This window comes from Actinoplanes solisilvae (genome assembly GCF_003999975.1).
Taxonomy (GTDB): Bacteria; Actinomycetota; Actinomycetes; order Mycobacteriales; family Micromonosporaceae; genus Actinoplanes; species Actinoplanes solisilvae.
In genome coordinates this window covers 131,699-153,365 of sequence record NZ_RJAC01000018.1, presented here as the reverse complement: position 1 = coordinate 153,365, position 21,667 = coordinate 131,699, and the positions used below count along the sequence as shown (strand labels likewise).

The window sequence follows — 21,667 nt, the reverse complement described above, 5'->3', positions numbered from 1 at the left end:
CACCTCGCCCCGACCGGTGCAGCTCGGGGCGCGCCCCGATCGACGGTACGACGGACGCCTGTGCCCGGAAATGTGTCGTACCCGGGTTCTAGGGTGTCGATCGTGGTCGAGATCCCGCTGAAGCACGCGCTGAAACAGGCCCGAGATGCAGCCGAACGAGGTGACCGGAGCGCGCTGGCCGAGATCGGCCTCTCGACCTACCGGGAACTCGAGGGGGTGGCCTGGCCGCCCAACAGCTGGTTCCCGTCCACCCGGGACGGGGTGTGGGCCGAGCTCGACGCGTTCTACGACGAGGCCTTTCCACCACCAGCCGACACGGCCGACCTGACCGACCTGCTGGACGCTCCCTGGCCGACGGGTCGACGGCTGGCGATCCTCGCCGCCCTCACCGGTGGCGTGCACCGCCGGCACGAGCGTGATCCACTCGCCGCCGAGGTGCTGGCCGCGCCGCCCTCGACACGACGTACCCGGTTGTTGCGGCTGATGATCTGCTCGCCGGTCGGCGTGCTGGGCCGGAACACGGCCGCGAAGGTCATCGAAGCGCTGTTCCAGGCGGACGCGCTCGACGCCGAACTGGTCGAGGTGGCGTTCAGCGTCGAGCGGTACCTCGGCAACGCCGTCTTCGGCTGGACCTCGGGCCTGGACGGATGGCAACCACCGGTGGTCGGGGCGGATTGCGCCGCGGCGGTGCGCGACCATCTCGACCCGATCGTCTGGCGGCTGACGGCGGCCCCGAACGAGACCGACTGGGAACGGATCGCGCCGCTGAAAGTGCCACCGCGCGGGCTGCGCTTCGTGCTGCGCGGGCTCGACATCTGGGCCGGCCGGCTGCCGGTCGCCCCCGACACCGACGGGAACGTCGGCTACAAGGACGCCCTCGTCCGTCGCCTCAGCCGGGCCGAGCTGACCGCCGCCGAGAGCGAGCGTCTGGTGATGACGTTGCGGGAGCGGTCCGAGGCCGAGCGGCTCGAGGCGCTGGGCCACCGGCACGCGGCCGGCGACTCGATGCCGTTGCTGGCCCTGTTCGGGCTCGAGCGAGCCGCCCCGCTGCTGCGGTTGCTGTTCGACCTCACCGCACAGGGCATCGGCGAGTCGGTGCAGCCGGTGCGCTGTGACCTGGCCGAGCTGCGCGGCGCGGTGGCGGCCGCCGGAGAGGGGCCGGCTCGCAGGCTGATCGAGTTGCTCAAGGGGCGGGCCGACGGCCTCGAGCCCGTGCTCGCGGCGATGGGCTGGAACCGCGCGGCGGTGCTCAAGCGGTTCCGCAACAAGGCCCTCCAGGGCATCGCGGCGTACGGGCTGCTGCCGATCGACGACGGCGAGTCCGTGCTCGACCGCTACCTGGCTCTGCGCGAGTCGGCGAAGAACGGCGCCAAGCTGGGCCCGAACCGGCGGCACAGCCACGCCGCCGCGGTCGAGATCGCGCTCGACCATCTCGCGCAGGTCGCCGGTTATCCGGCCGCGGCCCGGCTCGAGTGGGACATGGAGTCGCGCATCGCGACCGAGGTCCCCGACGGCTGGCGGGCCGGCGACTACGAGATCGCGGTACGGATCGAGGGCGCCGATGCGGTGATCGTCGTCGAGCGGGGCGGCCGCGCGCTCAAGACTGTGCCCTCGGCCGTTCGCAAGGAGCCCGCGTACGCCGAGGCCCGCGCGCATCAGGAGCGGCTGCGCGACCAGGCCCGCCGCATGCGGACGGGTCTGCTCGAGCGGCTGGTCGCCACGGCCGACCGGCTCGGCCAGGACGAATTGGCCGCTCTGCTGGCGCTCCCGGCCGGCGCGGTCCTGCTGCCCGGGCTGATCTGGTCGGACGGCTTCGGCGTGGTGGGGCTGCTCGATCCGGTGGGCGGGCCCGCGCTGGTCGGGCTGGACGGCGTACGGGTCCCGGTGACCGGCCCTCTCTCGGCCGCGCATCCTTTACAGCTCGACGCCGACGGGACGCTGAGCGGCTGGCAGGCCGAGCTGGTCCGGCGCGGAATCAGCCAGCCCGTCAAGCAGGCCTTCCGCGAGATCTACCGGCTGACCCCGGCCGAGCGGCACACTCGTAGCCGGTCGCTGCGGTTCGCCGACACCGAGGTCGACGGGCCGGTGGCGGTCCAGTTGCTTTCCGCGCGGGGCTGGTCGACCTACCACGAGTACGCCGACTGGCAGGCGACCCGGCGGGCCGGTGACCTGACCGCCGCCGTGGCCGCCGAGCTGTCCGGTGGTCATTTCAGCGGCGGGCCGGTCCGTCTCGGCGCGGCGGTGTTCCTGCGCGACGGCGTGCCGGTCGACCTCACCGAAGTGCCGGCGACGGTGTTCTCCGAGGCGATGCGCGACCTCGACCTGGTCGTGTCCGCGGCACCCACGGTCACGTCGGCGTGACGCCGGCGTCGTTCGACGCTTCCGGTTTCCCGTCGCGTGCTGGGCCGAGAAGCTCGTCGGCCCAGGCCCCGTGGTCGGCGCGGGCCCATGACTCCGAGACACGGCCGCTCAGCATTCCCCGTTGTGCCTCGGAATCGTTGACGGCGTAGAAGATGTGACCGACGACCAGCAGCCCGACCGCGAGCGCGAACCAGTCGTGGACGAACGTGGCCCCGGTGCGCCAGGACAGCCGGGTGAGGCCGGGGAAGTACATGATGATTCCGGTGCCGAGCAGGGCGGCGATCGCGCCGCCGCTGAGAGCGCCGTTCAGTTTCTGGCCCGCGTTGAACTTGCCGACCTTGATGGAACCGTCGCGGCGTTTACGGGAGAACAGCCAGCGCCAGTCCCGCGGCAGGAACCGGTTCAGGCGTCGCATGTCCTGGCGGTAGGCGGCCGAGAACGCGCCGAGCAGGATGGGCGCCGGCAACGCGAATCCCGCGTACACGTGGACGGTTTCGACCAGGTGCCGGTGTCCGACCGCGAGGGCGATCGACCCGTTGTAAAGGATCGCCGCCGTGACGATGCACGTGATCATCAGAACGGCGACGGACCAGTGCACGGCGCGGGTGACTGCGCCGAACCGCGGAACCGTGCCGGTCATGCGCCTTTTCCTCGCGACGGGTCGATGAAACCGTCGACCGGATAACCGCGATGCTCCCAGTAGCCCGTCTCGACGGCGGCGGTCAGCTCGATGGCGGACAGCCATTTCGTGCTCTTGTAGCCGTACATCGGCGCGACGTACATGCGTACCGGCCCGCCGTGTTCGTGGGTGACCGGGCCACCGAGCATCGTCAAGGCCACGATGACGTCGTCGAGCCGGGCCTGTTCGAGGGTGAGGCTCTCGGTGTAGGTGCCGTCGAAGGAACGGAACCGCACCGCGGTCGCTGCGGCCGTCGGCCCGGCCAGGTCGAGCAGTGTCGAGAGCTGGACGCCGGACCAGTGCACCTGAGACACCTGCCAGCCGGTAATGCAGTGAAAGTCCCGTACGAGGCTGATCTGGGGCATCGCCCGCAGGTCGGCCAGCGTGTATGACGCCGTCCGCCGCACCAGGCCACCGACCGTGAGCCGGTAGGTCTCGGCGTTCATGGTCGGCACCGCGCCGGTGACCGAGTAGAACCGGAAGGAGTCACCCCAGGGAAGCAGAGAGATCAGGCCGGTCGGATCACGCAGTTCGATCGGACCCAGAACCTTGGCCAGGCCGTCCTGAACGGCCTTGCCGCCGACCACACCCGCGCCGGCCAGGGCGATCAAGCCCAGGACCGTACGGCGTCCGACCGGCCTGCCGTCGAGTTCAGGGTCGCGGCCCGCTTCGTTCATCGGCGGGATCGTCCCCGGACTCCGGCCGAGGCCAGGATCAGCCCGACCACGATGATGATCGGCCCGGCGACCGTCCAGAACGTCGTATCGCTCATCACGCTGCCGTGGATGACGCCCGCGCCCTGCAGAGTGAAGAGCAGGCCCAGGAGTGCCACGACCACGCCGAACAGAACCAGCGCGGGCTTTTTCATGTCATGTGCTCCCTCGATCGAGGCTGGTCGAGCATCAGTGTCAGCGCTACCCCCTCAGACTCGCCGGTGACCGGCTCCCGTGTCTTTGGTGCTAGCCCCCATAGGCGCGGTTCGAGGGTGTGCTTCGCCACCGTTGTGCCCCGGCACGCTCAACCTGGTCGCCGCACCGTGCAGATCTTCGATCGACGTCGGCCGGGCGGGTCCGCGTCTGCTTACGGTGGGGACGAAGCGACTGGACGACATACCCTCAGCGAGAGGACCTTTGATGTCCCACCACCTCGATACGCCCCTGGCCGCACAAACCGGGCAGCTGTTCCTCGACGACCTGTGCGTCTTCGCGGGGGAGAACAGCACAGTCTTCGTGATGGACGTGAACTCCACGGTCAACGGCCTGCACTCGGAGCCGAGCTTCCACACCGAGGCCCGGTACGAGTTCAAGGTGCACTTCGACGGCGCCGAGCAGGAGGACCTGACGTACCGGGTGGCGTTCGCCGATCCCGACGCCGACGGGCGCCAGCCGCTGCGGTTGCACGCGTTGACCGGCGACCAGGCCCGCGACGACTCGGCCGACGGCGAACAACTGCTGCGAGGGCGCACCGGCGACATCGCGCAAGGTCAGGGCGTACGGCTGTGGGCCGGGCGGATCAAGGACTGGTTCTACATCGACCTCGGACTGCTGTCGAAGGTCAACGCCGCCGTCAACGCGGGTGCGGCCGTCGACCTGTCGCAGTGGCAGCCGAAGGACGCCCGGAACAGCTTCGCCGGCACCACCGTCGACTCGATCGTGCTCGAGGTCTCCCATGATCACCCGCGGTTGCGGCCGGGCACGCAGATCGGTGTGTGGGCGGCCACCAAACTCGCCACCGACGCCGGCGGCTGGCGGCAGATCAACCGGGCCGGGCACCCGATGATGTGGCCGATCTTCTGGCCCGACGACGTGCAGTTCACCGACCCGTCCGACACGCAGCACGTGTCACAGGACGTGGAGTCCGACCGCAAGCACATCGGCGAGCACATCGCCGCGAGCGTCGCCGCGACCGGGACGTCGACCGACCCGACCGGCTACGCCCAGTCCGTGGTCCGCGAGCTGTTCCCGGACGTGCTGTCGTACACCGTGGGCACGCCGGCCTCGTACAGCTTCGTCAGCCGCAACGGGCGCACCCTGGCCGACAATGCGCCCGAGGTGATGCTGTCGCTGGTCACCGGCGGTGCCGTGCTCAGCGGTCTTTCCCCGGCGACCAACCAGGAGATGCGCACAGACCAATTCCCGTACGTCGTCCCGGCCTGATCAGTCGACGGCCGGTTACGTTCGACCGGCCCGGATCGAGCGGACCAGGCTCCTGGTGCCGGACGCGGCCAGGACCAGGATGAACGCGCCCGGCAGGAAGGCGACCCCGGCGCGGTCAGAAGCCGGGGAAGGCGGCGCGCAGTTCGTCGAGCGAGATGTTGCCCTTCACCTCGACGCCGGCCGGGGTGTATTCCGGGGTCAGGCGGCCGTAGACGAGGCGCAGCGCGGCTTCCAACTCGCCGGTGAACGTCGCGGTCGTGGGGACGTCCTCGGTGGTGAGCCGCACCTGGTCGGTCAGGACGATCCGGTACGAGGTCTCGCCGATCCCGATGACGGCGTGTTCCCGTACGGCCGCGGGCTTGCCCATGAAGCCGAGCATGAAGCTGAGACCGTTGCTGAGGTGCTCGGCCAGCAGCAACGCCGACGCCTCGGGCAGTGTGGCCGCCGGGTCGAGTCCGGCGCGGACGTCCCAGCTGTGCTGAACGACCTCGCTCAGGCGCATGGCGGCGAACGAGGCGAGGGGGAGTGGCTCGGGCAGGAAGCTGAGGGCGACCTTGACGTCGTCGTGGCGCTCTTCCGGTACAGCCTCGAGGTCGGCCAGCAGCGCCGCGTCGGAGCCGAGCCACGCGGAGGCCTGATCCTGCGGGCTCAGGGCGTTCCACCGGTCCCAGACGCCCTGGTTGAACTCCATCCCGGGCGCGTCCGTGCCGTCCAGCGCCGCGCGAAGGCCGGCCCGCGTGAGCTCGGCACCGCTGCCAAGGTGCGAGAGCACATCGGCGACCGTCCAGTCGGAGGCGCCCGACGCGCCGGTGAGCTGCTCGGCGGAGAGCCCGGGGACGATGCTCGCGAGGTTGTCGTGCTCACTGCGCAGAACCGCGATCGTACGGCCGGCCAAAGTCGTCATACCTCGGAGCCTAGTTCCAGCCGGACCGGGCCCGCCGCACGGTCTCGGTCACGAGCAGGTTCTGGCGTCCGGCGAGGTCATCGCCCCGGCCCGCGGGCCGTGCGTTGTAGACAGTGGGCCCGCGTCCGGACCTCACGTATTCACTCACGGTGCGCGTGAGGTGGCTATTCGAGTCTGGCACAACGAAGTCAGCTGGAGAGCCTTTATTCATGGCCACTCGTCGAGCCGTGGTGAAGCATTCTGTTGCCCTGCTGGGCGGGCGACGCCTACTTCCGACGAGACCGGCGTAGGTCGAGGGCGATCAGGAAACTGAGGCCGGCCAGTGGCAGGAGGAACATGAGGTGGGCGGCGATCGCCACCGCCACGGGGTTGCCGATCGGCTTGCCTTGCTCGTCCGTCCAGTCCCCCTGAAAGGTGGCGCCGATGGCGCCGATTTCCATGATCAAGAACAGGCTGGCGGCCACCCACAGTACGGTGCGCAGAGCCGTCTGTCTGGTCTTCGCGCGCCGCGCGCGTCGCCGGGCGGTGGCGAGGTCGTCGATGGTCGCAGCGGCGAACGGCTTTCCGAGCGACAGCCAATCGGTGGGGTAGGTCATCCAGCCGGCAAGAGTGGACCGGTCGGCCGGGAACAGGCGGTCCGCGGTGGCCCGGTCCCACGTGGTCCGCATGCCGCTGCAGAAGCCCACCAGGTATTCCGGGGTTGGGTAGAAGGTGGACGCGGTGGTGCCAGGTGGGGCTGCATGCCCGCCGATGTGCTGGGCGATTATGGGCAGCCACACCGGAACAGTGGCAGGCCGACCCAGGGCTTGAGCCCAGTGCTGGCGCCATGGCGCCAGCCATCGGACGACATCGAACTGGCACACCGCCAGCCCGTCGAGGGTGGCCATCGGGATGATCCTCGCGGCCTGTTCGCCATCGCGTTCCCCATTGCGCCGATCCGCTCTTGGGTCCGGGCGTCCAGCCGGAGCAGCCGGGCGCGCGGTGGTGTCGGGGGTCGCCGGACTTGTCCATGGTGGCGCGGCGGGCGGGTACGAGGTGGGCTCGATTGATGCTGCTGCAGGGCTGATGACCGTGGGTTCCGGTTCCAGCGGCGGCCGGCCGTGAGTCGCGTCGATCGCAGACTGGATCGCGTCGTGGAGCCGGGCCATGTCCTCGTTGGCCGACTTGGTGAAATCAAGCGTGCCCTGCTGCGAAGCCGCCGGCGCGGCGCCGCCGACCACGAGTTGGAGGAACCCGTGTTGGAGACGGGTTGCATGCTTGATTACTACCCCGGACAGCCGGCCGACTGGGAAGCGGTGCTCGCCCTTCGGCTTGTTGGCCAGGGTGAGCTTGCCGACGATAGCGGTCTCGCCGTCGAACGATACCCAGCCTTGGATTCCGTGGGCCAGCAGCCGCGTGCGCCGGATCTCAGCCGACGGCGTTGTGGTGGGCGCGTCAGCAACGACGAGCACTCCCTCGCCGACGCCGAGGCGTCGCGGTCGTTGCGGCGACGGCCCGTTGACGATCTGCTCGTAGATGTGGTCGTAGAGTTCGTCGACCGTGACCCGGCCGTCGCGATCGCGGTCGGCCGCGCCGGAAGATATGCCGTTGATCAATGCGTCTGTGAAATATGATGGGCGTACGTCGGCGGATTCGGAGTTCTCGAAGCTGGCCTCCGTTTCACCCGATGCGGTGAGGACGGCCAGCCCTGTACTGCGGGGCATGTCCTGCACCAGCGTCTCGACGTTCGGGCCCCCCGACCGAGCCTGCATGCCTTTGATGAATCCACCGCTGAAGCAGCAGTCGACAAGGATGAGGGTGGCCTTGGACCGGCTGTTGTGCACGCATTCTCGAACCCATTCGGCGGATACCGCGGTCGACCCGAGAAGATCACGCTCGGTATCGGTGAACGCGAAGTACAGCCGGCCCTGATTGTCCTGCACCCCGTGACATGTGAGGTACAAGAGGTTCATCGCGTCGCCGAATGTGGCTCCCGCGAAGAAGCTTTCGATCTCCCGGCGGGCGCGCTGGCTGGAACAGTCGACCTCCGTGGCGACCTCGTAACGGCAATGGTCGGGATCGCGCAGCAGCCGGGCGAGTTCCTCGATATCTGTGCGCGGCGACCGGAGGCGGGCCAGCGACGGGTCGGCGAAGGTGCTGCAGCCGAGCAACAGTGCCCGCCTCGGAGGCCCGGCGCTCATGACTCGCGGTCGAGTCGGCGCAGATAGGCCGCGACCAGCTCATCCCGTTGCTGCCGGGTCACCGGAACCCGCAGCCGCTGACCGTCCACCTCGATCTCGACGTCACGAGGCTGGCGGCTCAGCCAGGACGACACGACCGTCATGAGGCCCTCCACCACAGTCGGGGCGAGGGTGACCACCAGCACGCCGACCGTCAGAGCCGCACCGGATTTCGCACCCGCCGGGGTGGCATCCGTGGTGGCCGGACGGACATCGTCGACGTCGGTGTCAAGGATGGCCCGGCGAAGATCGAATGCCAGGTCCTGAACGCTTTCGGGATCGGCGCCCGGAACCGCGACGCGGACATCCATCTTGCCTGGCTCCATGAACTACACCGTTTCGGCTATTGATCATTGCTCGACGAATGCACAAAGACCTTAGTCACCGTCTTGAGGAAACGCTACAGCCGGACGGACCAATGTAAACCCTCGCTCGGCGTACTGGCGGTGGGCCATGTGCAGGTCCGTCATGTATCGATCTCCGGCGCGCAATCCTGAAGGAGATCATTGATATCGAGCATCTCGATGGAGATCTTTTAACGTCTACAGCATCGTGCCGCACGGCCCGGCCACGGCAAGCCGTGACCGGGCGACGATTGGATTTGTCAGGTGTGCTTGCGGGTCAGGAAGTCGTGGATCAGCGGGAAGACCTCGTCGGGGCGGTCCTCGAGGAGGAAGTGGCCGCTGTTGAAGAGGTGGAACTCCAGGTCTTTCAGGTCTCGCTTGTAGGGGTGTGCGCCCTCGGCCGGGAAGATCACGTCCTTCGCGCCCCACACGATCAGGGTCGGCGGCTGGGTGTCGCGCAGCCATTGCTGCACGGCCGGGTAGAGCCCGGGGTTCGTGCCGTAGTCGAGGAAGTAGTCGAGCTGGATCTCGTCGTTGCCGGGGCGGTCGAGCAGGGCCTGGTCGACGGTCCAGTTGTCGGGGGAGATGCGGGCAGCGTGGGTCATCCCGTCGGTGTACTGGAACTGCGTGGTGTCCACGGTGACCAGTTCGCGCAGCGCGTCACGGTTCTGCTCGCTGGGGTCGGCCCAGTAGCGCTTGATCGGCACCCAGAAGTCGTTGTCCAGGCCTTCGTCGTACGCGTTGCCGTTCTGCACGATGAGCGCCGAGATGGCGTCGGGGTTCGCGAGGGCGAGCCGCCAGGCGGTCGGCGCGCCGTAGTCGAAGACGTTGACGGCGTACCTGGTCACGCCGAGCTTTGTCAGCAGCTTCTGCACGTACTTCGCCGCGTTGTCGAAGGTGTACGCGAACCCGGCGCGATCGGGTGCGGCGCTCTGTCCGTACCCGGGCAGGTCGGGGGCGATGACGCGGAAGCGGTCCGACAGGTACGGGATCAGGTTGCGGAACATGTGCGACGAGGTCGGGAAGCCGTGCAGGAGCAGGACGACGGGGGCGTCGGCCGGGCCGGCCTCTCGGTAGAACATCTCGAACCCGTCGAGGTTCTCGGTCTTGTACTGCAGGACGGGGACGAACGGTGTGGTGGTCATGGCGGTTCTCCCTTTTGTGAACGTCTGCTGCAATCGACCATACATACCTCTAGGTATGGTAACAACCCTACCTCCAGGTATGGAGCTTGCTATTCTTGTGTCATGGACAACAGGCGGCTGATCATCGACTCGGCCAAGAGGCTCTTCTGGCACCGCGGATACTCGACGACGAGCCCGAAGCAGGTGATGGCCGATGCCGGTGTCGGGCAGGGCAGCTTCTACCACCACTTCCCGGCGAAGACCGAGCTCGGCCAGGAGGTCGTCCGCGAGAACGGGCGCGACCTGATCGATGCCGTGCGGGCCGCGATGGACGGTCTGCCGACGGGCCGGGATCGCCTGGCCGCGTTCCTCGGCTCGGCCGGCGACGCGCTCGGCGGGTGCCAGATCGGCGGCTTCGCGTACGACGCCGGGATCCTGGCCGAGCCCGGCTTGCGGGAGTCCTTGGGCGCCGCGTTCACCGAGCTGGGCGACCTTCTCGAGAGTGTCGTCCGAGAAGCTCAGGACGACGGCTCCGTGTCGTCGAAGCTGGACCCGGCGAAAACCGCGGCCGCCCTTCTGGCTGTGGTCGAGGGCGCGTTCGTCGTCGCCCGAGCCACCGGACGGCAGTCCTCGGCCGACGCCGCGACCGCCGGGGCGCTCGCGCTGCTGGACGGGAGCTAGGGAAACGCGTGACGGCGGGCGAGGATCACCACGAGCACGGTGGGCACGAGGAGCACGACCGTGGCGATGATGAGCGAGCTCGAGCCGAAACCGGCCAGAAGCGCGCCGCCGACCAGCCCACCGAGGCCGATCCCCAGGTTCCAGGTGGTCACCATCGACGACTGGGCGACGTCGGCGTGCTCTCCCGCCGCCCTCATCAACGCCGACTGCAGCAGGGTGGCCGCCCCTCCGAACGAGAGTCCCCAGGCCGCGACCGCGACGTAGTCGACCGCGGCGCTGGAACTGGCCACGGTCAGCACCACCGCGGCCGCGGCGAAGAGCCCTGTGCTGATCACGACCAGCCGACGGTGGTGCCGATCGATGAACACGCCGGTGAGCCAGATGCTGACGATCGAGGCGATCCCGAAGTCCAGCAGGATCCACTCGACATGCTCCGGCAGACCGGCGTCGGCCAGGATCGGAGCGATGTACGTGTAAAGGATCGTGTGTGCGAGGACGAAGGCGCCCGTCACCACCAGGACCGTACGGATGCCTCGAAGCCGGAGGATCGTGCGCAGCGGAACCCGGTCCTCGGCCTGCTGGCCGGCGAAATTGGGCAGCTTGAACGCGGTCCAGACGATCAGCAGGGCGGTCAGCGCCGAGGCGAGGCCGAAGGTGAGCTGCCACCCGACCGCCCGGCCGAGGTATGCGCCGACGGGCACGCCGAGCGACAGCGCGACCGGGGTCCCGGCGAAGGCGTCGATGAGGATCAAGGAGCTGTCCGAGCGGGCTGAGGTGTCACCCCGGCTCCTCCGCTACTACGAGGAGCAGGGTCTTCTCAGCCCGAGGCGCGAGGAGAACGGATACCGCGACTACGACGAGTCCCAGGTCGCTCGGGTGGAGCAGATTCGTAGTCTTCTCGGCGCGGGTCTGACGACCGAGATCATCAGGGAGGTGCTGCCCTGCCTGGCCGAGGCGGCGAACTCGCGGTACCCCGCCCCGGATTTCGTACGCCGGGTTCAGCGGGAGCGCGATCGCATGGCGCAGCGTCTCGAGAGCCTGACCAGGAATCTGCAGGCCATCGACGCCTACCTGGGCGCCCTCAGGCGGTGACGGTCAGGAGCGCTTCGGCCAGGGCGATCGGGTTGGGCGCCTCGCGGGGTCGGGGTGAACACCCGGTGACCGCTGCTGCGCAGGACCGACGAGACGGCATCCCAGCACCAGCTCGCCTGCCACCCGCCATGCATGAGAACGAATTGCATGTGAACGCCTCCAAGGAAGGAAGCCGGCCGTGGCATCGCTGCGCCACGGCCGGCTGTCGTATCAGTCGGTGGCCCGGGCTGCGGCCTCGATCTGGTGGGTGACCGCGGTCGGGGCCGTGACCATGGACAGGTGGGGCGCGTCGATCTCGATGGTGTGCGCCTTGGCCCGCTTCGACATGACGACCTGCTCAGCGGGGGGAATGACGGCGTCCTGCTTGCCGATCACCGACCAGGAGGGGATGCTCTTCCAGGCTGGCGTGCCGGTCTCCGCCTCGCCGAGGGCGGCCGTCGAGAGCGGACGCTGCCGGGCGGCCAGCACCGCGACCTCCTTGGCCGAGATGCTCTTGCCGGCGAACGCCTTGCCGTAGATCTCGGCCTTCACGAAGGCGTTGACCACACCCTTCTCCGCCTTGGGGATCGGGACGAAGTTGAAGACGGTGGTCGGGTCGACCGCGAAGACCGAGCCCGGCTTCGCCCCGGTCAGCGACTGCACCGAGTCGCCCTTGTCCGGGATGTAGGCGTCGACGTACACCAGGGCCTTGACCTGCTTGTCACCCTGAGCGGCACTCGTGATGACCATGCCCGCGTACGAGTGTCCGACGAGGACGATCGGGCCGGTGATGGTGCTCAGGTAGGCGCGCAGGCTCGCGGCGTCGTCGGCCACGCCGGTCAGCGGGTTCGGCGGGACGGCCACCCGGTAGCCGTCGTGCTGGAGCTTGGTCGTGACCTTGTCCCAGCTCGACCCGTCGGCCCACGCACCGTGCACGAGGACGACGGTCGGCTTCTCCTTCGCCGACTGCGGGAGATTGGTTTCGGCGAGGGCGGGCGCGGCGACCCCGGCGAGGCCGACCAGCACGCCGAGACCGGCCGCTCCGATCGCCACTCGCCGGGCTTTGCTCGAGAGAGAGAACATGACGTTCCTTTCCTAGTGGTTCGTTCGGTGCTGTTGTCGATGAGCGCTCAGCCGAGGAAGGCGAGAAGCTCCTTGTTCACCTGGTCGGCGTGGGTCCAGCCGATCGCGTGCGGGCCGCCCTCGATCGAGACGTGCCGTACGTCGCGCAACAGCGCGGGGAGCCGGTTGCCGGTGACCGGCGGCGGCAGGATCCGGTCGGCGTCGCCCTGGACGACCAGGATCGGGACGTCGATCGAGGCGATGTCGCCGCGGAAGTCCTCCAGCCACGCGTCGACGCACTTCACCGCGGCGATGGCCGAGGCGCCCAGCGCGACGTTGAAGCTGTCCTGGTAGGCGGAGTCGCTGACCAGGGTGCCGCCGAGGACGTCCATGTTGAAGAAGTTGTCGAGGAACGACTTGATCGCGGCCGGCCGATCGGCCCGGATGGCGGCCTTGATGCCCTCGAAGTACGCCGTCTCGACACCCTCGGGGTTGTCGTCGGTCTTTCGCAGGAACGGTCCGAGCGGTCCGAGCAGGGCCGCGCGGCGCACCCGGGCCGAGCCGTGGGCCTTCAGGTAGCGGACGACCTCACCGGTGCCCATCGAGAATCCGACGAGCGTGACGTCGTCGAGTTCGAGGGTGGTGAGAAGCGTGTCGAGGTCGGCGGCGAGGGTGTCGTAGTCGTAGCCGACGGCCGGCTGGCTGGACCGTCCGAAGCCGCGCCGGTCGTACGTGATCACGCGGTAGCCGGCGTCGAGCAGGGCGGCTTCCTGCTTCTCCCACGAGCGTCCGCTGAGGGGGAACCCGTGGATGAGCACGACCGGCCGGCCGGTTCCGTGGTCCTCGTAGTACAGCTTGATGTCGGTGGAGTTTTCCTCTCCGACCTTAACGAACCCCATCTGTTCTGCTCCATTCTTGTCGAGCCGGCGTTCACCGGCTTCGGGAAACATTTCGTGAATTGCCTGCGGCTCGTCGATCGCCCGCGGTTTCCGGGCCCAGCTCAGCGCGTAATCGGCCACGTCCTGCCAGCCCGGTTCGCCGATGGTGAAATGTGAACGTCCGGGGAATTCCACGTAGGCGACCGTCGCGCCGGGGTGGTCGGCGTAGTGCCGGTAGTTGGAGCGATTGACCGACGGCGGCATGAGGTGATCGGCTCCGCCGGAGATGAACAGCAGCGGCGCCCTGTCGGTCTTGGCGAAATTCACCTGGGTGGCCGCATGGGAGTTGAAGTTCGCCAGTACACCGTCCCAGACGATGCGTCCCGGGCCCGGAATGTAATACCGGTCGTAGGCCGCCAGGGTTTCCTCGTCCGTTCCGGTGCTGCTGATGGCGTACTGGAACTGGGCCAGGGTCAGCGGCACCGCCTTGTGCCGGTTCGAGAGGTGCCCGAGCACCGGGAACGCCGCTCTGGCCTGGCTCAATGGCACGGTGCGCACGCCCTTGACCGGCACCGAGTCGATGACGACGCCCGCGGCGCCCAGCCCCCGGTCGAGCAGCATCTGGACGATCGTGCCGCCGAACGAATGACCCATCAGAATCGGCGGGTTCGCCATTTCGCGGACGATTTTCTCGTAGTGCGCCGCGACACCCTCGATCGTGAGGTTCGCGATCGGTTCCGGATCCCGCCGCAGGTCCTCTACTGCGAGGTCGAGGCCGGGGTACGCCGGCGCGACGACGTCGTATCCGGCATTACGGTAATGCTCGATCCAGTTTTCCCAGCTCAGCGATGTGACCCACAGTCCGTGTACCAGGACAATGGTGTCGGCCTGATTCGACTGTTCTGCCTCCATGACCCGCTCCTTGCCGCTTGTCTGAAACAAAGATCGCAGCGGCGGGGACCGGCCACATCGCATGGTCGCGTGAGGTCTTATCCCGCAGTGTGTGAGACGTTGTGGTCGTGCCGGGCGACGAGGAACGTCAGCTCCACCCGTGATTTGATTTCGAGCTTGCTGAAGGCGTGCCGCAGGTGCGTGTTGACGGTGTGCGCCGACAGGAAGAGCTTCTCGGCGACCATGCGGTTGGTCATGCCCTGGGCGACGAGCCGCACGACGTCGAGCTCGGACTGTGTCAGGGCGGCCCAGCCCAGCTGCGGTCGCACCACGGTCGAGAGCCGGCGTCGCACGCCCAGCTCCCGCAGGCGGCCGCGGACCCGGCCCGCGTCCCAGGTCGCCCCGGCCCGGGTGTAGGTCACGAGAGCACACCCGAACATGGGGACGGCCTCGTCCGGGCGGCCGCGCATCGTCGCCGCGACACCGGCGTCCTCCAGCGCCGACGCGGTGGCCAGCGGCCGGGGACCACGTTTGAACCACCGGGCCGCCTCGACCAGGTCGTCGAACGATCCGGTGGCGAGGCCGCGAGCATGCGCGGCGGCACCCTCCAGCGAGAGCACTCCGGGGTTCTGGCGCAACCGTTCGGCGGCCAGGGCCACCATCGCCTCGACCAGTTCGCCGTCCCCGATCGACAGGGCCATCCGTACGAGGTGAACCGGATCGGTCACGTCCTGAGGGCACAGTGGCAAGAGGGTGAGTCGTTCCGGCTCGCCCAGGACGAGCAACTGGCGGCGCAACTCGGCCTGATCGTTCGCGGCCGACGCCTGATGGGCCAGCAGCCAGGCCGCCTGGCGGCGTACGGCGATCGCTTCGGTGTCGCGGACCTCTCGCATGATCGCGGTGCATCGCTTGAGCTGCAGAGCGTCGCCGGTGTGGATCGCGACCCGGCCGAGGGCGACGACCGTCGCCGCTTCGAGCACACCGGCCACGGCGTGACCGTCCAGCGCCTCGACGGTGGTCTCCAACGTGGCGGATGCGTCGGCGAGGCGGCCTACCTGCAGCAGTTGCCGGCCGTACCAGCCTTCCCAGAGGCGTGCGCCCCAACCTTGACGACCCGCTTGCGCGGCCTTGAGGCGGTCACGGGTGATCTGCATCGACTCGTCGTACTGGTCGAGCAGTGCGAGCTGCTCGCTGTGCCATTCGCGGGCCAGCATCGCCCGGGTCGGGTCGGCCACCGAGCTTCCCTTGCGTGCGGCGCTGTGGATCAGTTCGAGAGAGCGCCGGAAGTCGCCGAGGATCCAGGCCAGCCCGCCTTCGGCGAGTTCGAGAGCGAACGCGGCGGTCGGGTCCGCGCTGGCCGCCACCATCTCGCGGGCGTGGGGCATCAGCGCTTCGGCCTGAGCGACTTCTCCGGCCACCAGCAGGTTGTGCGTAAGGACGGCGAGGTGGCGGGCGCGCAGGGTGGGGGACAGCGACGGCAGCTCGAGCGCGCGACGACCGGCGGCGGCCCGGACGCCCGGTGCCAGTGCGATCATGCCGGCGATGGTCAGCCGAACCTCGGCCTCCTGCTCGACGGGCATGAACTGGCGCAGCACCGCGTCGGCGAAATCCTTGCCCTCGGCCGTACGCCCGGCGGTGTGCAACAGCAACGCTGTCTGCGCGGCCAGCGAACCCCGCAGCGCGTCATCGTCGGGCAGCAGCTCGAGGGCGCGGTTGCAGAGATCGGCCGCGGTGCTCGGGTCTGATGTGGACAGCGCGGCCGACGCGGCCTGCAGGGTGCGCGCGGCGGCGATGTCGCCCTTCACCGCGCTGGCCGCGAGGGACGCCGCGACCTCCACCGGGGGAACCCCCGTCGCGATCAGCGCGTCGACCGCCTGCCGTTGCAGGGCCCGGTACGCGGAGGCCGGCAGGGTTGCCTGCACCGCCTCGCGCAGGAGGTCGTGCCGGAAGCCCAGGGCGCCGTCGACCTCGTAGAACAGCTCGGCCCGCAACAGTTCCCCGACCGGAGCCAGCAGCGCGACCGGCGACACGTCCAGGATCGCCGCGAGCTGCTCGAAGGAGAACGTTCGTCCCAGCACGGCCGCGATGCTGGCCAGGTGTCCGGCCGTCGCCGACATGCGGGAGAGCCGGTCGCGCATGCTGTCGCGCACCCGCCGGGGCAGCTTCGCCTCGATCAGCGACGCCCAGCCGGATTCGACCCGCAGCAGCCGTTCCTCCTCGAGACCGTGGAGCATCTCCATCAGCAGGAAGGGGCTGCCGTGGGCGCGTTGCGCCAGGCCGAGCAGGGCCGGGTCGGGCCTGGCCCGTACGACGTCGGTGACGATCTCTTCGGTGGCCGCGGCCTCGAGCGGTTCGAGAAGCACGGAGCCGGCCCCCGACCTGCGCAGGGCTTCCACGGTGGCGCGCGGTCCGGGCGGGGTCTGACCGGCCCGGAATGCGGGCAGCCACACGATCGGCAGGTTCGCCAGGCGGGAGGGCAGCGTCTGCAGGGCGGCCAGTGATCCGGTATCGGCCCACTGCATGTCGTCGAGGCACAGCAGGATCGGCGAACGCAGCGCGGCCTGTTCCAGCAGGGCCTCGAGCTCGTCCAGCAACCGGTGGCGTTGCTCCAGCACGTAGTGCAGCCGGCCGCGCTCCGCCGGATCGGCTACCGGGTCGTCGCCGTTGAACAGGGCCGAGACGAACGGTCCCATCGGCACTACCTGATCACCGGCCGTGACCGCCCCCCAGCCGACCCGGATGCCCATCCGCCCGGCGGCGTCGGCTGCCGCGTGCAGCAGCGCCGTCTTGCCCAGGCCCGGCCGCCCCTCGAGAATCAGGACGCTTCCGTGTCCGGTGCCGGCCTCGAGCAGACGTTGCCTGATCAGTTCCACCTGCTGGCTTCTACCGCGCAGGGGCGTCTGGTTCACCGGCATGCCGTGCCCCCGGACCTTGACCGCAGAGTGCTTCCCAAGACCCCTCCTCATGGGATGACCGCAGTCCGAGCCGGCGACCAGTCAGGGCGTGTACGGCGAACCGGAATAGCGGCGAACACCTGTGCGTTTACCTAAATCTGTAGGTAGACGAACTAGTAACTCTACGGGGCGACCGTAGCAAGGCGTGTGGGCAGCGACAAGGCGAGCATGGGAAGGTGGAACGCATGACACAGCAGCATCTCGAGCCGCCGGTCGCGGCCGGGTTGCCGACGCCCGTGCCGGGGCGCGCCGCCAAGCCGTCGATGAGGGAACTCATCCTGCAAGCAGCCGCGGTGCTGTTCTACGCGCAGGGCATCCGCGCCGTCAGTGCCGACAAGATCATTACCAAGGTGGGCATCACCAAGGTGACCTTCTACCGTCACTTCCCGGGCAAGGACGACCTTGTCGTCGCCTACCTCGAGCGGCGCGCCCAGTCGGAACGCGATGCCATCGAGGGTGCCCGACGGTCTTCCCCTGGTGACCCGGCGGGGGCGCTGCGGCTGATCGCCGAGGGTATCGGCGTCGAGAGCTGCGCGCCCGGCTTCCGCGGATGTCCCTTCATCAACGCCGCCGCCGAGTACGCCGACGCCGGCCATCCGGTCCGCGAGGTCGTGGCCTCGCATCGGCGGTGGTTCAAGGCCACGATCGAGCAGATCCTCCACGAGATCGGCGTGGCCGACGTCTCCGGCGTCGCTGATCAGCTGGTGATTCTGCGCGACGGCGCCATGGTCGGTGGCCACCTCGGCCATCGCGGCGACCCGCAGGTCGTCGCGCGTTCGCTGGTCAACGCGGGGCGAGCCGTGATCGAGTACTCTCAGGCTCCTGACTGACCGCGCTCCAGAAGCGCGGCCTTCGCCTCGGCCAGAATGCGCTCGGAGAGCTCCGAACCCGCCGTCCCGCGAGCCAGGATCATCGCGCCGACCATCAGGCTGAGCTCGACCAGACCGTCCTGGCCGTCGTTGCCCAACCGGCCGGCGTACGTCTCCACGCCCTTCGCGAACGCCTCCCGGGACGCCGCCTCCATCGGGGAGCGCGCGACGTCCGGGCCGAACGCCGCGGACGGGCAACCCGAGCCAGGGTCGTCCCGGTGGTCGATGGACAGGTAGTTGTCCAGCGCCGCCTGCAGGGTCGCCGGAGCCCCGGGCGGTCCGAACCCGGCCAGGGCGGCGGTCTGTTCCGCGTACGCCTGCCCGACCGCCTCGGCGACCAGGGCGTCCTTCGACGCGAAGTGCTTGTAGAACCCGCCGTGGGTCAACCCCACCTCGGCCATCACGTCGGCCACGCTCACCGCCGGGACGCTGCGCGCGCGGAACAGTCGCGCCGCCGTCTCGACGATGCGTTTGCGGTTCTCCTGTGCTTGCGCCTGCGACACGCGTCCCATGCCGCAAGTGTAGATGATATGTGTCATCTATCGCGTTGACGCGAATACATGACGCCCATAATCTAACCGCATGGACATCACGAACTCCGTAGCTCTGGTCACCGGCGCGAACCGCGGTCTCGGCCGCCATTTCGCCTCTCAACTGCTGGAACGCGGCGCGAAGGTCTACGCCGGCGTGCGCAACCCGGCCACGCTGGATCTGCCCGGAGTGATCCCGATCGAGATCGACATCACCGATCCGGCCGCCGTCGAACGGGCCGCGAAGGCCGCCGGCGACGTCACCCTGCTGATCAACAACGCCGGCGCGCTCAACCCGGGCTCCGTCCTCACCGGCTCGATGGAGGACGTCCGCACCGAGATGGAGGTGAACTACTTCGCCCCGCTCACGGTGATCCGGGCCTTCGCGCCGGTGATCGAGGCCAACGGCGGTGGCGCGATCCTCAACGTGCTCTCCGTGCTGGCCTGGTACCACGTGGACGCCCTCGGCGCGCACAACGCGGCCAAGGCGGCGAGCTGGGCGGCCACCGGCGCGCTGCGCTCCGAGCTCGCCCCTCGCGGTGTAGCGGTGACCTCGCTGCTCATGGGATGGATGTCCACCGACCTTGCCGGCTTCATCCCCGACGACCAGAAGGTCGACCCGGCCGGCGTGGCCCGCGTCGCGCTCGACGGAGTGGCCGCGGGCCTACCCGAGGTGCTCGCCGACGCCACGGCCCAGCACCTGAAGTCGACACTGTCCGCATAAGCATCGAAGGGGAGCACGACATGAGCACCTATGTGATCACGCACCTTCGTATCCCCGGCGGCGTGCCGAACGGCCAGGGCCTGGCCTACCTCGACCAGGTCGAGAGCACCACCAGGCCGTACGGTGGGAAGTGGCTGGCCATCGGCGACGTCGACGTGATCGAGGGCGCGTGGCCGGGCACGGCCGTCCTGATGGAGTTCCCGAACCGCACCGCCGCCGACACCTGGTACCACTCACCCGAGTACCAGGCGATCCTCCCGCTCCGGCTCACCAGCGCGATCTCCGACCTGGTTCTGATCGACAGCCCTCCGTCCGGCTTCACGGTCGCGGGTTTCGCGGCCCAGGTGCGCAACGCCCTCGCGGCGGCGAGCTGAAACCTCCCTTGTGGAGGGCCGATCACCGGTCCCGCGCGCTCAGCCGAGCGGGTCGCGGGCGCGGCACGACGAGGTGCTGCGCCAGGCCGCCGTCTTCATGACGCGGGCCGATATGAGCTCGTGGAGGGTCGCGCGGCCGGCTGAGGCCGGTGGCGCCGACCCGGTCACCCGCGGGAGGGCAGTTACGGTGCGGCGTTCAGCAGGTCGAGGGCGCTGTGCTGGCAACTGTGGTTCGTCTCGACGAACGGGCCGGTCCAGTGGGAGCCGTACATGTCGATGGTGTTGCGGTTGCGGGTGTAGGCGCTGTCGGCGTTGCGGGTCAGGTAGGTGTTGTAGGCGCCGCCGGTTGCCGTGTTCAGTGCGCCCAGGCCGCGGATCGCCGCGCCCTTGAACGAGGCGCCGTCGCCGCCGCACGTGTCCGGCTCGTTCGGCTCGCGCAGGATGCCGCCGGGTGACAGGTAGCCGCTGGTGGTCATCGCGTCGCCGATCCGGCGGGCGGTGGCCAGGGCGTTCCCGTCGCCGGTCAGCTTGTTGAGCTCGACCAGGCCGTTGATCAGCACACCCTGGTTGTACGTCCAAGTGACGTCGCCGTTGTTCCGGCAGGTGCTCAGGTTGATGCCGTCGTTGACCAGGTTCGACCCGTTGATCATGCCGGTGCTCTGGAACCAGGCCCATCCCGCCGCGGCCCGGCTGCGATAGGTGGTGTCCCCGGGGATGCGGTGGCTGAGCATGGCGTTGAGCTGGATGTACAGGCTGTTCTCGATGGCGTTCTTGGCCTTCTTGTCGGTCTTCCACCAGACGCCGCCACCGCAGACGCTGTCCCAGTAGGCGTGCATCCAGTCGGCGTCGGCGCGAGCGGTGTTCAGGTAGCGGCTGTCGCCGGTCACGTCGTAGGCGGCCACCCAGGCCAGGCCCCACCAGCCGGTGTCGTCCAGGAACTCGTTGCGGAACTGTCCCTGGCGAGCGTTGATGTTCTTGTCGTAGGTGGTCGTGATCGCGTACTGGTAGCTCCTCATGCCGCTGCGCTGAAGGTTGCCGATCACCGCGGTGAGCGCGTTCGCGCCGGTCCACCAGCCGTTGCCGTCGAACAGTCCGGTGCCGCGGTCGAAACGCATCATCAGGCCGGTCGCCGCAGCGGTCCGCCGGTCCCACGCGTTCCACGTGCTGCGGGCCCAGGACGTACAACTGATCTCGGGGCGGTCTCCGGCCTTGCCGCAGGCGCGTAGCGCTCCGACGCCGTTGTTGTTCCAGTCGTCGACGTTGTACTGGGCCGTGCGCCACGCGGTGGAGCCGGCCGGAATGGTGGTATCGCCGAGCTTGCCGTTCTCCGTCCACGTGCGGCCGCCGTCGAACGAGCGGTCGATCCACACCTCGTCGGCCGGCCGGCCACCCTCCACCACGGCCCAAGCCATCGCGTCGGTGTCATTGACGTGCAGGGTGAATCGGCGCCCGTAGAGGGTGCTGGTCGCCGCGACCCGGTCAGCCGTCGCCGATGCCGCGTCGCGGCCGTCGCAATAGCGATTGCACACCGTCTGTACGGCCGCGGCCGAAGGCACGGGGGTCAGACCGAGTGACACGGTCACCACCACGGATCCGATCGACATGGAACGAAGTCTCGACAGGGCCGGCATCGGGAGCATTCCTCATTTCCGGGGACAGGAACGCACTGATGCCGCATCGCGGGGGACGACCGACATCAAAGGAGAGCGCTCTCCGATTCCGGAGACTAGGACCGTGTTACATCGTTGTCAATCAATGTGATGCGCGATCGGGTCGTCGGGCGTTGCCGGCGCAGGCGGACCCGCGCCGATCTGCGGGGAGGGGCGCCGCCCCGCGTCCGGGGCAT

20 protein-coding genes and 1 pseudogene are annotated in these 21,667 nt (G+C 69.0%); 7 read left to right on the top strand and 14 right to left on the bottom strand.

Annotation, left to right across the window (positions count from 1 at the left end; genetic code table 11):
- Nucleotides 1-93 precede the first annotated feature (93 nt).
- Nucleotides 94-2,361 carry a DUF4132 domain-containing protein gene (locus EER30_RS33850; protein WP_127504746.1) on the top strand — a complete coding sequence of 756 codons (2,268 nt, stop codon included), beginning with the start codon at nt 94-96 and terminating at the stop codon, nt 2,359-2,361.
- Here the strand turns inward: EER30_RS33850 and EER30_RS33845 are convergent.
- From EER30_RS33845 to EER30_RS33835, 3 genes are read right to left on the bottom strand one after another with little or no spacing between them, the layout of a single operon-like run.
- The gene (locus tag EER30_RS33845; protein WP_127504745.1) at nt 2,348-3,001 is read right to left on the bottom strand and encodes a cytochrome b/b6 domain-containing protein; all 654 of its coding nucleotides are present in this window, start codon (nt 2,999-3,001) and stop codon (nt 2,348-2,350) included. The genes EER30_RS33850 and EER30_RS33845 overlap by 14 nt on opposite strands.
- Nucleotides 2,998-3,717 carry a molybdopterin-dependent oxidoreductase gene (locus EER30_RS33840; protein WP_127504744.1) on the bottom strand — a complete coding sequence of 240 codons (720 nt, stop codon included), beginning with the start codon at nt 3,715-3,717 and terminating at the stop codon, nt 2,998-3,000. The genes EER30_RS33845 and EER30_RS33840 overlap by 4 nt, the downstream gene beginning before the upstream one ends.
- Nucleotides 3,714-3,908 (bottom strand): hypothetical protein, encoded by a 195-nt coding sequence (locus tag EER30_RS33835; RefSeq protein ID WP_127504743.1) that lies wholly within the window; start codon nt 3,906-3,908, stop codon nt 3,714-3,716. Before EER30_RS33835 ends, EER30_RS33840 begins: the two co-directional genes overlap by 4 nt.
- 265 nt (nt 3,909-4,173) lie before the next feature.
- On the opposite strand from EER30_RS33835, the gene EER30_RS33830 reads away from it, so the two are divergent.
- Nucleotides 4,174-5,196 (top strand): DUF4331 family protein, encoded by a 1,023-nt coding sequence (locus tag EER30_RS33830; protein ID WP_127504742.1) that lies wholly within the window; start codon nt 4,174-4,176, stop codon nt 5,194-5,196.
- Between the two features lie 115 nt (nt 5,197-5,311).
- On the opposite strand, the gene EER30_RS33825 is transcribed toward EER30_RS33830, so the two are convergent.
- The 4 genes from EER30_RS33825 to EER30_RS33810 form a co-directional block, all read right to left on the bottom strand.
- Nucleotides 5,312-6,100, bottom strand: coding sequence for a maleylpyruvate isomerase family mycothiol-dependent enzyme (locus EER30_RS33825; protein WP_127504741.1), 789 nt, complete (start codon nt 6,098-6,100; stop codon nt 5,312-5,314).
- Nucleotides 6,101-6,366: 266 nt separating this feature from the next.
- The gene (locus tag EER30_RS33820; RefSeq protein WP_164842574.1) at nt 6,367-8,250 is read right to left on the bottom strand and encodes a caspase, EACC1-associated type; all 1,884 of its coding nucleotides are present in this window, start codon (nt 8,248-8,250) and stop codon (nt 6,367-6,369) included.
- Between the two features lie 26 nt (nt 8,251-8,276).
- Nucleotides 8,277-8,645: an effector-associated constant component EACC1 gene (locus tag EER30_RS33815; RefSeq protein WP_127504739.1), complete on the bottom strand. Its 369-nt coding sequence runs from the start codon at nt 8,643-8,645 to the stop codon at nt 8,277-8,279.
- A gap of 278 nt (nt 8,646-8,923) precedes the next feature.
- The gene (locus EER30_RS33810; RefSeq protein WP_127504738.1) at nt 8,924-9,808 is read right to left on the bottom strand and encodes an alpha/beta fold hydrolase; all 885 of its coding nucleotides are present in this window, start codon (nt 9,806-9,808) and stop codon (nt 8,924-8,926) included.
- A gap of 102 nt (nt 9,809-9,910) precedes the next feature.
- On the opposite strand from EER30_RS33810, the gene EER30_RS33805 reads away from it, so the two are divergent.
- Nucleotides 9,911-10,468 carry a TetR/AcrR family transcriptional regulator gene (locus tag EER30_RS33805; protein WP_127504737.1) on the top strand — a complete coding sequence of 186 codons (558 nt, stop codon included), beginning with the start codon at nt 9,911-9,913 and terminating at the stop codon, nt 10,466-10,468.
- On the opposite strand, the gene EER30_RS33800 is transcribed toward EER30_RS33805, so the two are convergent.
- On the bottom strand, nt 10,465-11,220 hold the full coding sequence (locus tag EER30_RS33800; RefSeq protein WP_127504736.1) for an MFS transporter: 756 nt from the start codon (nt 11,218-11,220) through the stop codon (nt 10,465-10,467). The genes EER30_RS33805 and EER30_RS33800 overlap by 4 nt on opposite strands.
- Between EER30_RS33800 and EER30_RS33795 the strand changes: the two genes are divergently transcribed.
- The gene (locus EER30_RS33795) at nt 11,210-11,560 is read left to right on the top strand and encodes a MerR family transcriptional regulator (RefSeq protein WP_127504735.1); all 351 of its coding nucleotides are present in this window, start codon (nt 11,210-11,212) and stop codon (nt 11,558-11,560) included. The two genes, EER30_RS33800 and EER30_RS33795, sit on opposite strands and share 11 nt — an antisense overlap.
- A gap of 210 nt (nt 11,561-11,770) precedes the next feature.
- Here EER30_RS33795 and EER30_RS33790 read toward each other — a convergent pair whose 3' ends face one another.
- The 4 genes and pseudogenes from EER30_RS33790 to EER30_RS33780 all read right to left on the bottom strand — a co-directional run bounded on the left by EER30_RS33790 (nt 11,771) and on the right by EER30_RS33780 (nt 17,285).
- Nucleotides 11,771-12,622 (bottom strand): alpha/beta fold hydrolase, encoded by an 852-nt coding sequence (locus EER30_RS33790; RefSeq protein WP_127504734.1) that lies wholly within the window; start codon nt 12,620-12,622, stop codon nt 11,771-11,773.
- A gap of 47 nt (nt 12,623-12,669) precedes the next feature.
- On the bottom strand, nt 12,670-13,500 hold the full coding sequence (locus EER30_RS48100; RefSeq protein WP_205650537.1) for an alpha/beta fold hydrolase: 831 nt from the start codon (nt 13,498-13,500) through the stop codon (nt 12,670-12,672).
- Nucleotides 13,501-13,644: 144 nt separating this feature from the next.
- Nucleotides 13,645-14,391: pseudogene (locus EER30_RS48095) on the bottom strand (alpha/beta hydrolase); the annotation flags it as partial.
- 77 nt (nt 14,392-14,468) lie between these two features.
- Nucleotides 14,469-17,285, bottom strand: a complete 2,817-nt coding sequence (locus EER30_RS33780; RefSeq protein WP_164842571.1) for an ATP-binding protein — start codon at nt 17,283-17,285, stop codon at nt 14,469-14,471.
- A 224-nt stretch (nt 17,286-17,509) separates the two neighbouring features.
- Here EER30_RS33780 and EER30_RS33775 point away from each other — a divergent pair, with 224 nt between their 5' ends.
- Complete coding sequence (locus EER30_RS33775; RefSeq protein ID WP_240670460.1) at nt 17,510-18,154, top strand: TetR/AcrR family transcriptional regulator; 645 nt, start codon at nt 17,510-17,512, stop codon at nt 18,152-18,154.
- On the opposite strand, the gene EER30_RS33770 is transcribed toward EER30_RS33775, so the two are convergent.
- Nucleotides 18,139-18,705: a TetR/AcrR family transcriptional regulator gene (locus tag EER30_RS33770; RefSeq protein ID WP_127504731.1), complete on the bottom strand. Its 567-nt coding sequence runs from the start codon at nt 18,703-18,705 to the stop codon at nt 18,139-18,141. The genes EER30_RS33775 and EER30_RS33770 overlap by 16 nt on opposite strands.
- Before the next feature lie 70 nt (nt 18,706-18,775).
- Between EER30_RS33770 and EER30_RS33765 the strand changes: the two genes are divergently transcribed.
- Both EER30_RS33765 and EER30_RS33760 read left to right on the top strand, forming a co-directional pair.
- Nucleotides 18,776-19,447 carry an SDR family oxidoreductase gene (locus EER30_RS33765; protein ID WP_127504730.1) on the top strand — a complete coding sequence of 224 codons (672 nt, stop codon included), beginning with the start codon at nt 18,776-18,778 and terminating at the stop codon, nt 19,445-19,447.
- A 20-nt stretch (nt 19,448-19,467) separates the two neighbouring features.
- A complete protein-coding gene (locus tag EER30_RS33760) occupies nt 19,468-19,821 on the top strand; it encodes a DUF1330 domain-containing protein (protein WP_127504729.1) in 354 nt (117 codons plus the stop codon).
- A 182-nt stretch (nt 19,822-20,003) separates the two neighbouring features.
- Here EER30_RS33760 and EER30_RS33755 read toward each other — a convergent pair whose 3' ends face one another.
- Complete coding sequence (locus EER30_RS33755) at nt 20,004-21,425, bottom strand: glycoside hydrolase family 76 protein (protein ID WP_205650534.1); 1,422 nt, start codon at nt 21,423-21,425, stop codon at nt 20,004-20,006.
- Nucleotides 21,426-21,667 lie beyond the last annotated feature (242 nt).

What these genes read in the sequence shown, in the direction of transcription:
- EER30_RS33770 (WP_127504731.1), bottom strand. Translation starts at nt 18,705, where the DNA reads ATGGGACGCGTGTCGCAGGCGCAAGCACAGGAGAACCGCAAACGCATC.
- EER30_RS33790 (WP_127504734.1), bottom strand. Translation starts at nt 12,622, where the DNA reads ATGTTCTCTCTCTCGAGCAAAGCCCGGCGAGTGGCGATCGGAGCGGCC.
- EER30_RS33825 (WP_127504741.1), bottom strand. Translation starts at nt 6,100, where the DNA reads ATGACGACTTTGGCCGGCCGTACGATCGCGGTTCTGCGCAGTGAGCAC.
- EER30_RS33815 (WP_127504739.1), bottom strand. Translation starts at nt 8,645, where the DNA reads ATGGAGCCAGGCAAGATGGATGTCCGCGTCGCGGTTCCGGGCGCCGAT.
- EER30_RS48100 (WP_205650537.1), bottom strand. Translation starts at nt 13,500, where the DNA reads ATGGGGTTCGTTAAGGTCGGAGAGGAAAACTCCACCGACATCAAGCTG.
- EER30_RS33845 (WP_127504745.1), bottom strand. Translation starts at nt 3,001, where the DNA reads ATGACCGGCACGGTTCCGCGGTTCGGCGCAGTCACCCGCGCCGTGCAC.
- EER30_RS33835 (WP_127504743.1), bottom strand. Translation starts at nt 3,908, where the DNA reads ATGAAAAAGCCCGCGCTGGTTCTGTTCGGCGTGGTCGTGGCACTCCTG.
- EER30_RS33760 (WP_127504729.1), top strand. Translation starts at nt 19,468, where the DNA reads ATGAGCACCTATGTGATCACGCACCTTCGTATCCCCGGCGGCGTGCCG.
- EER30_RS33805 (WP_127504737.1), top strand. Translation starts at nt 9,911, where the DNA reads ATGGACAACAGGCGGCTGATCATCGACTCGGCCAAGAGGCTCTTCTGG.
- EER30_RS33755 (WP_205650534.1), bottom strand. Translation starts at nt 21,425, where the DNA reads ATGTCGATCGGATCCGTGGTGGTGACCGTGTCACTCGGTCTGACCCCC.
- EER30_RS33840 (WP_127504744.1), bottom strand. Translation starts at nt 3,717, where the DNA reads ATGAACGAAGCGGGCCGCGACCCTGAACTCGACGGCAGGCCGGTCGGA.
- EER30_RS33775 (WP_240670460.1), top strand. Translation starts at nt 17,510, where the DNA reads ATGACACAGCAGCATCTCGAGCCGCCGGTCGCGGCCGGGTTGCCGACG.
- EER30_RS33830 (WP_127504742.1), top strand. Translation starts at nt 4,174, where the DNA reads ATGTCCCACCACCTCGATACGCCCCTGGCCGCACAAACCGGGCAGCTG.
- EER30_RS33765 (WP_127504730.1), top strand. Translation starts at nt 18,776, where the DNA reads ATGGACATCACGAACTCCGTAGCTCTGGTCACCGGCGCGAACCGCGGT.
- EER30_RS33810 (WP_127504738.1), bottom strand. Translation starts at nt 9,808, where the DNA reads ATGACCACCACACCGTTCGTCCCCGTCCTGCAGTACAAGACCGAGAAC.
- EER30_RS33795 (WP_127504735.1), top strand. Translation starts at nt 11,210, where the DNA reads ATGAGGATCAAGGAGCTGTCCGAGCGGGCTGAGGTGTCACCCCGGCTC.
- EER30_RS33780 (WP_164842571.1), bottom strand. Translation starts at nt 17,285, where the DNA reads ATGCCGGTGAACCAGACGCCCCTGCGCGGTAGAAGCCAGCAGGTGGAA.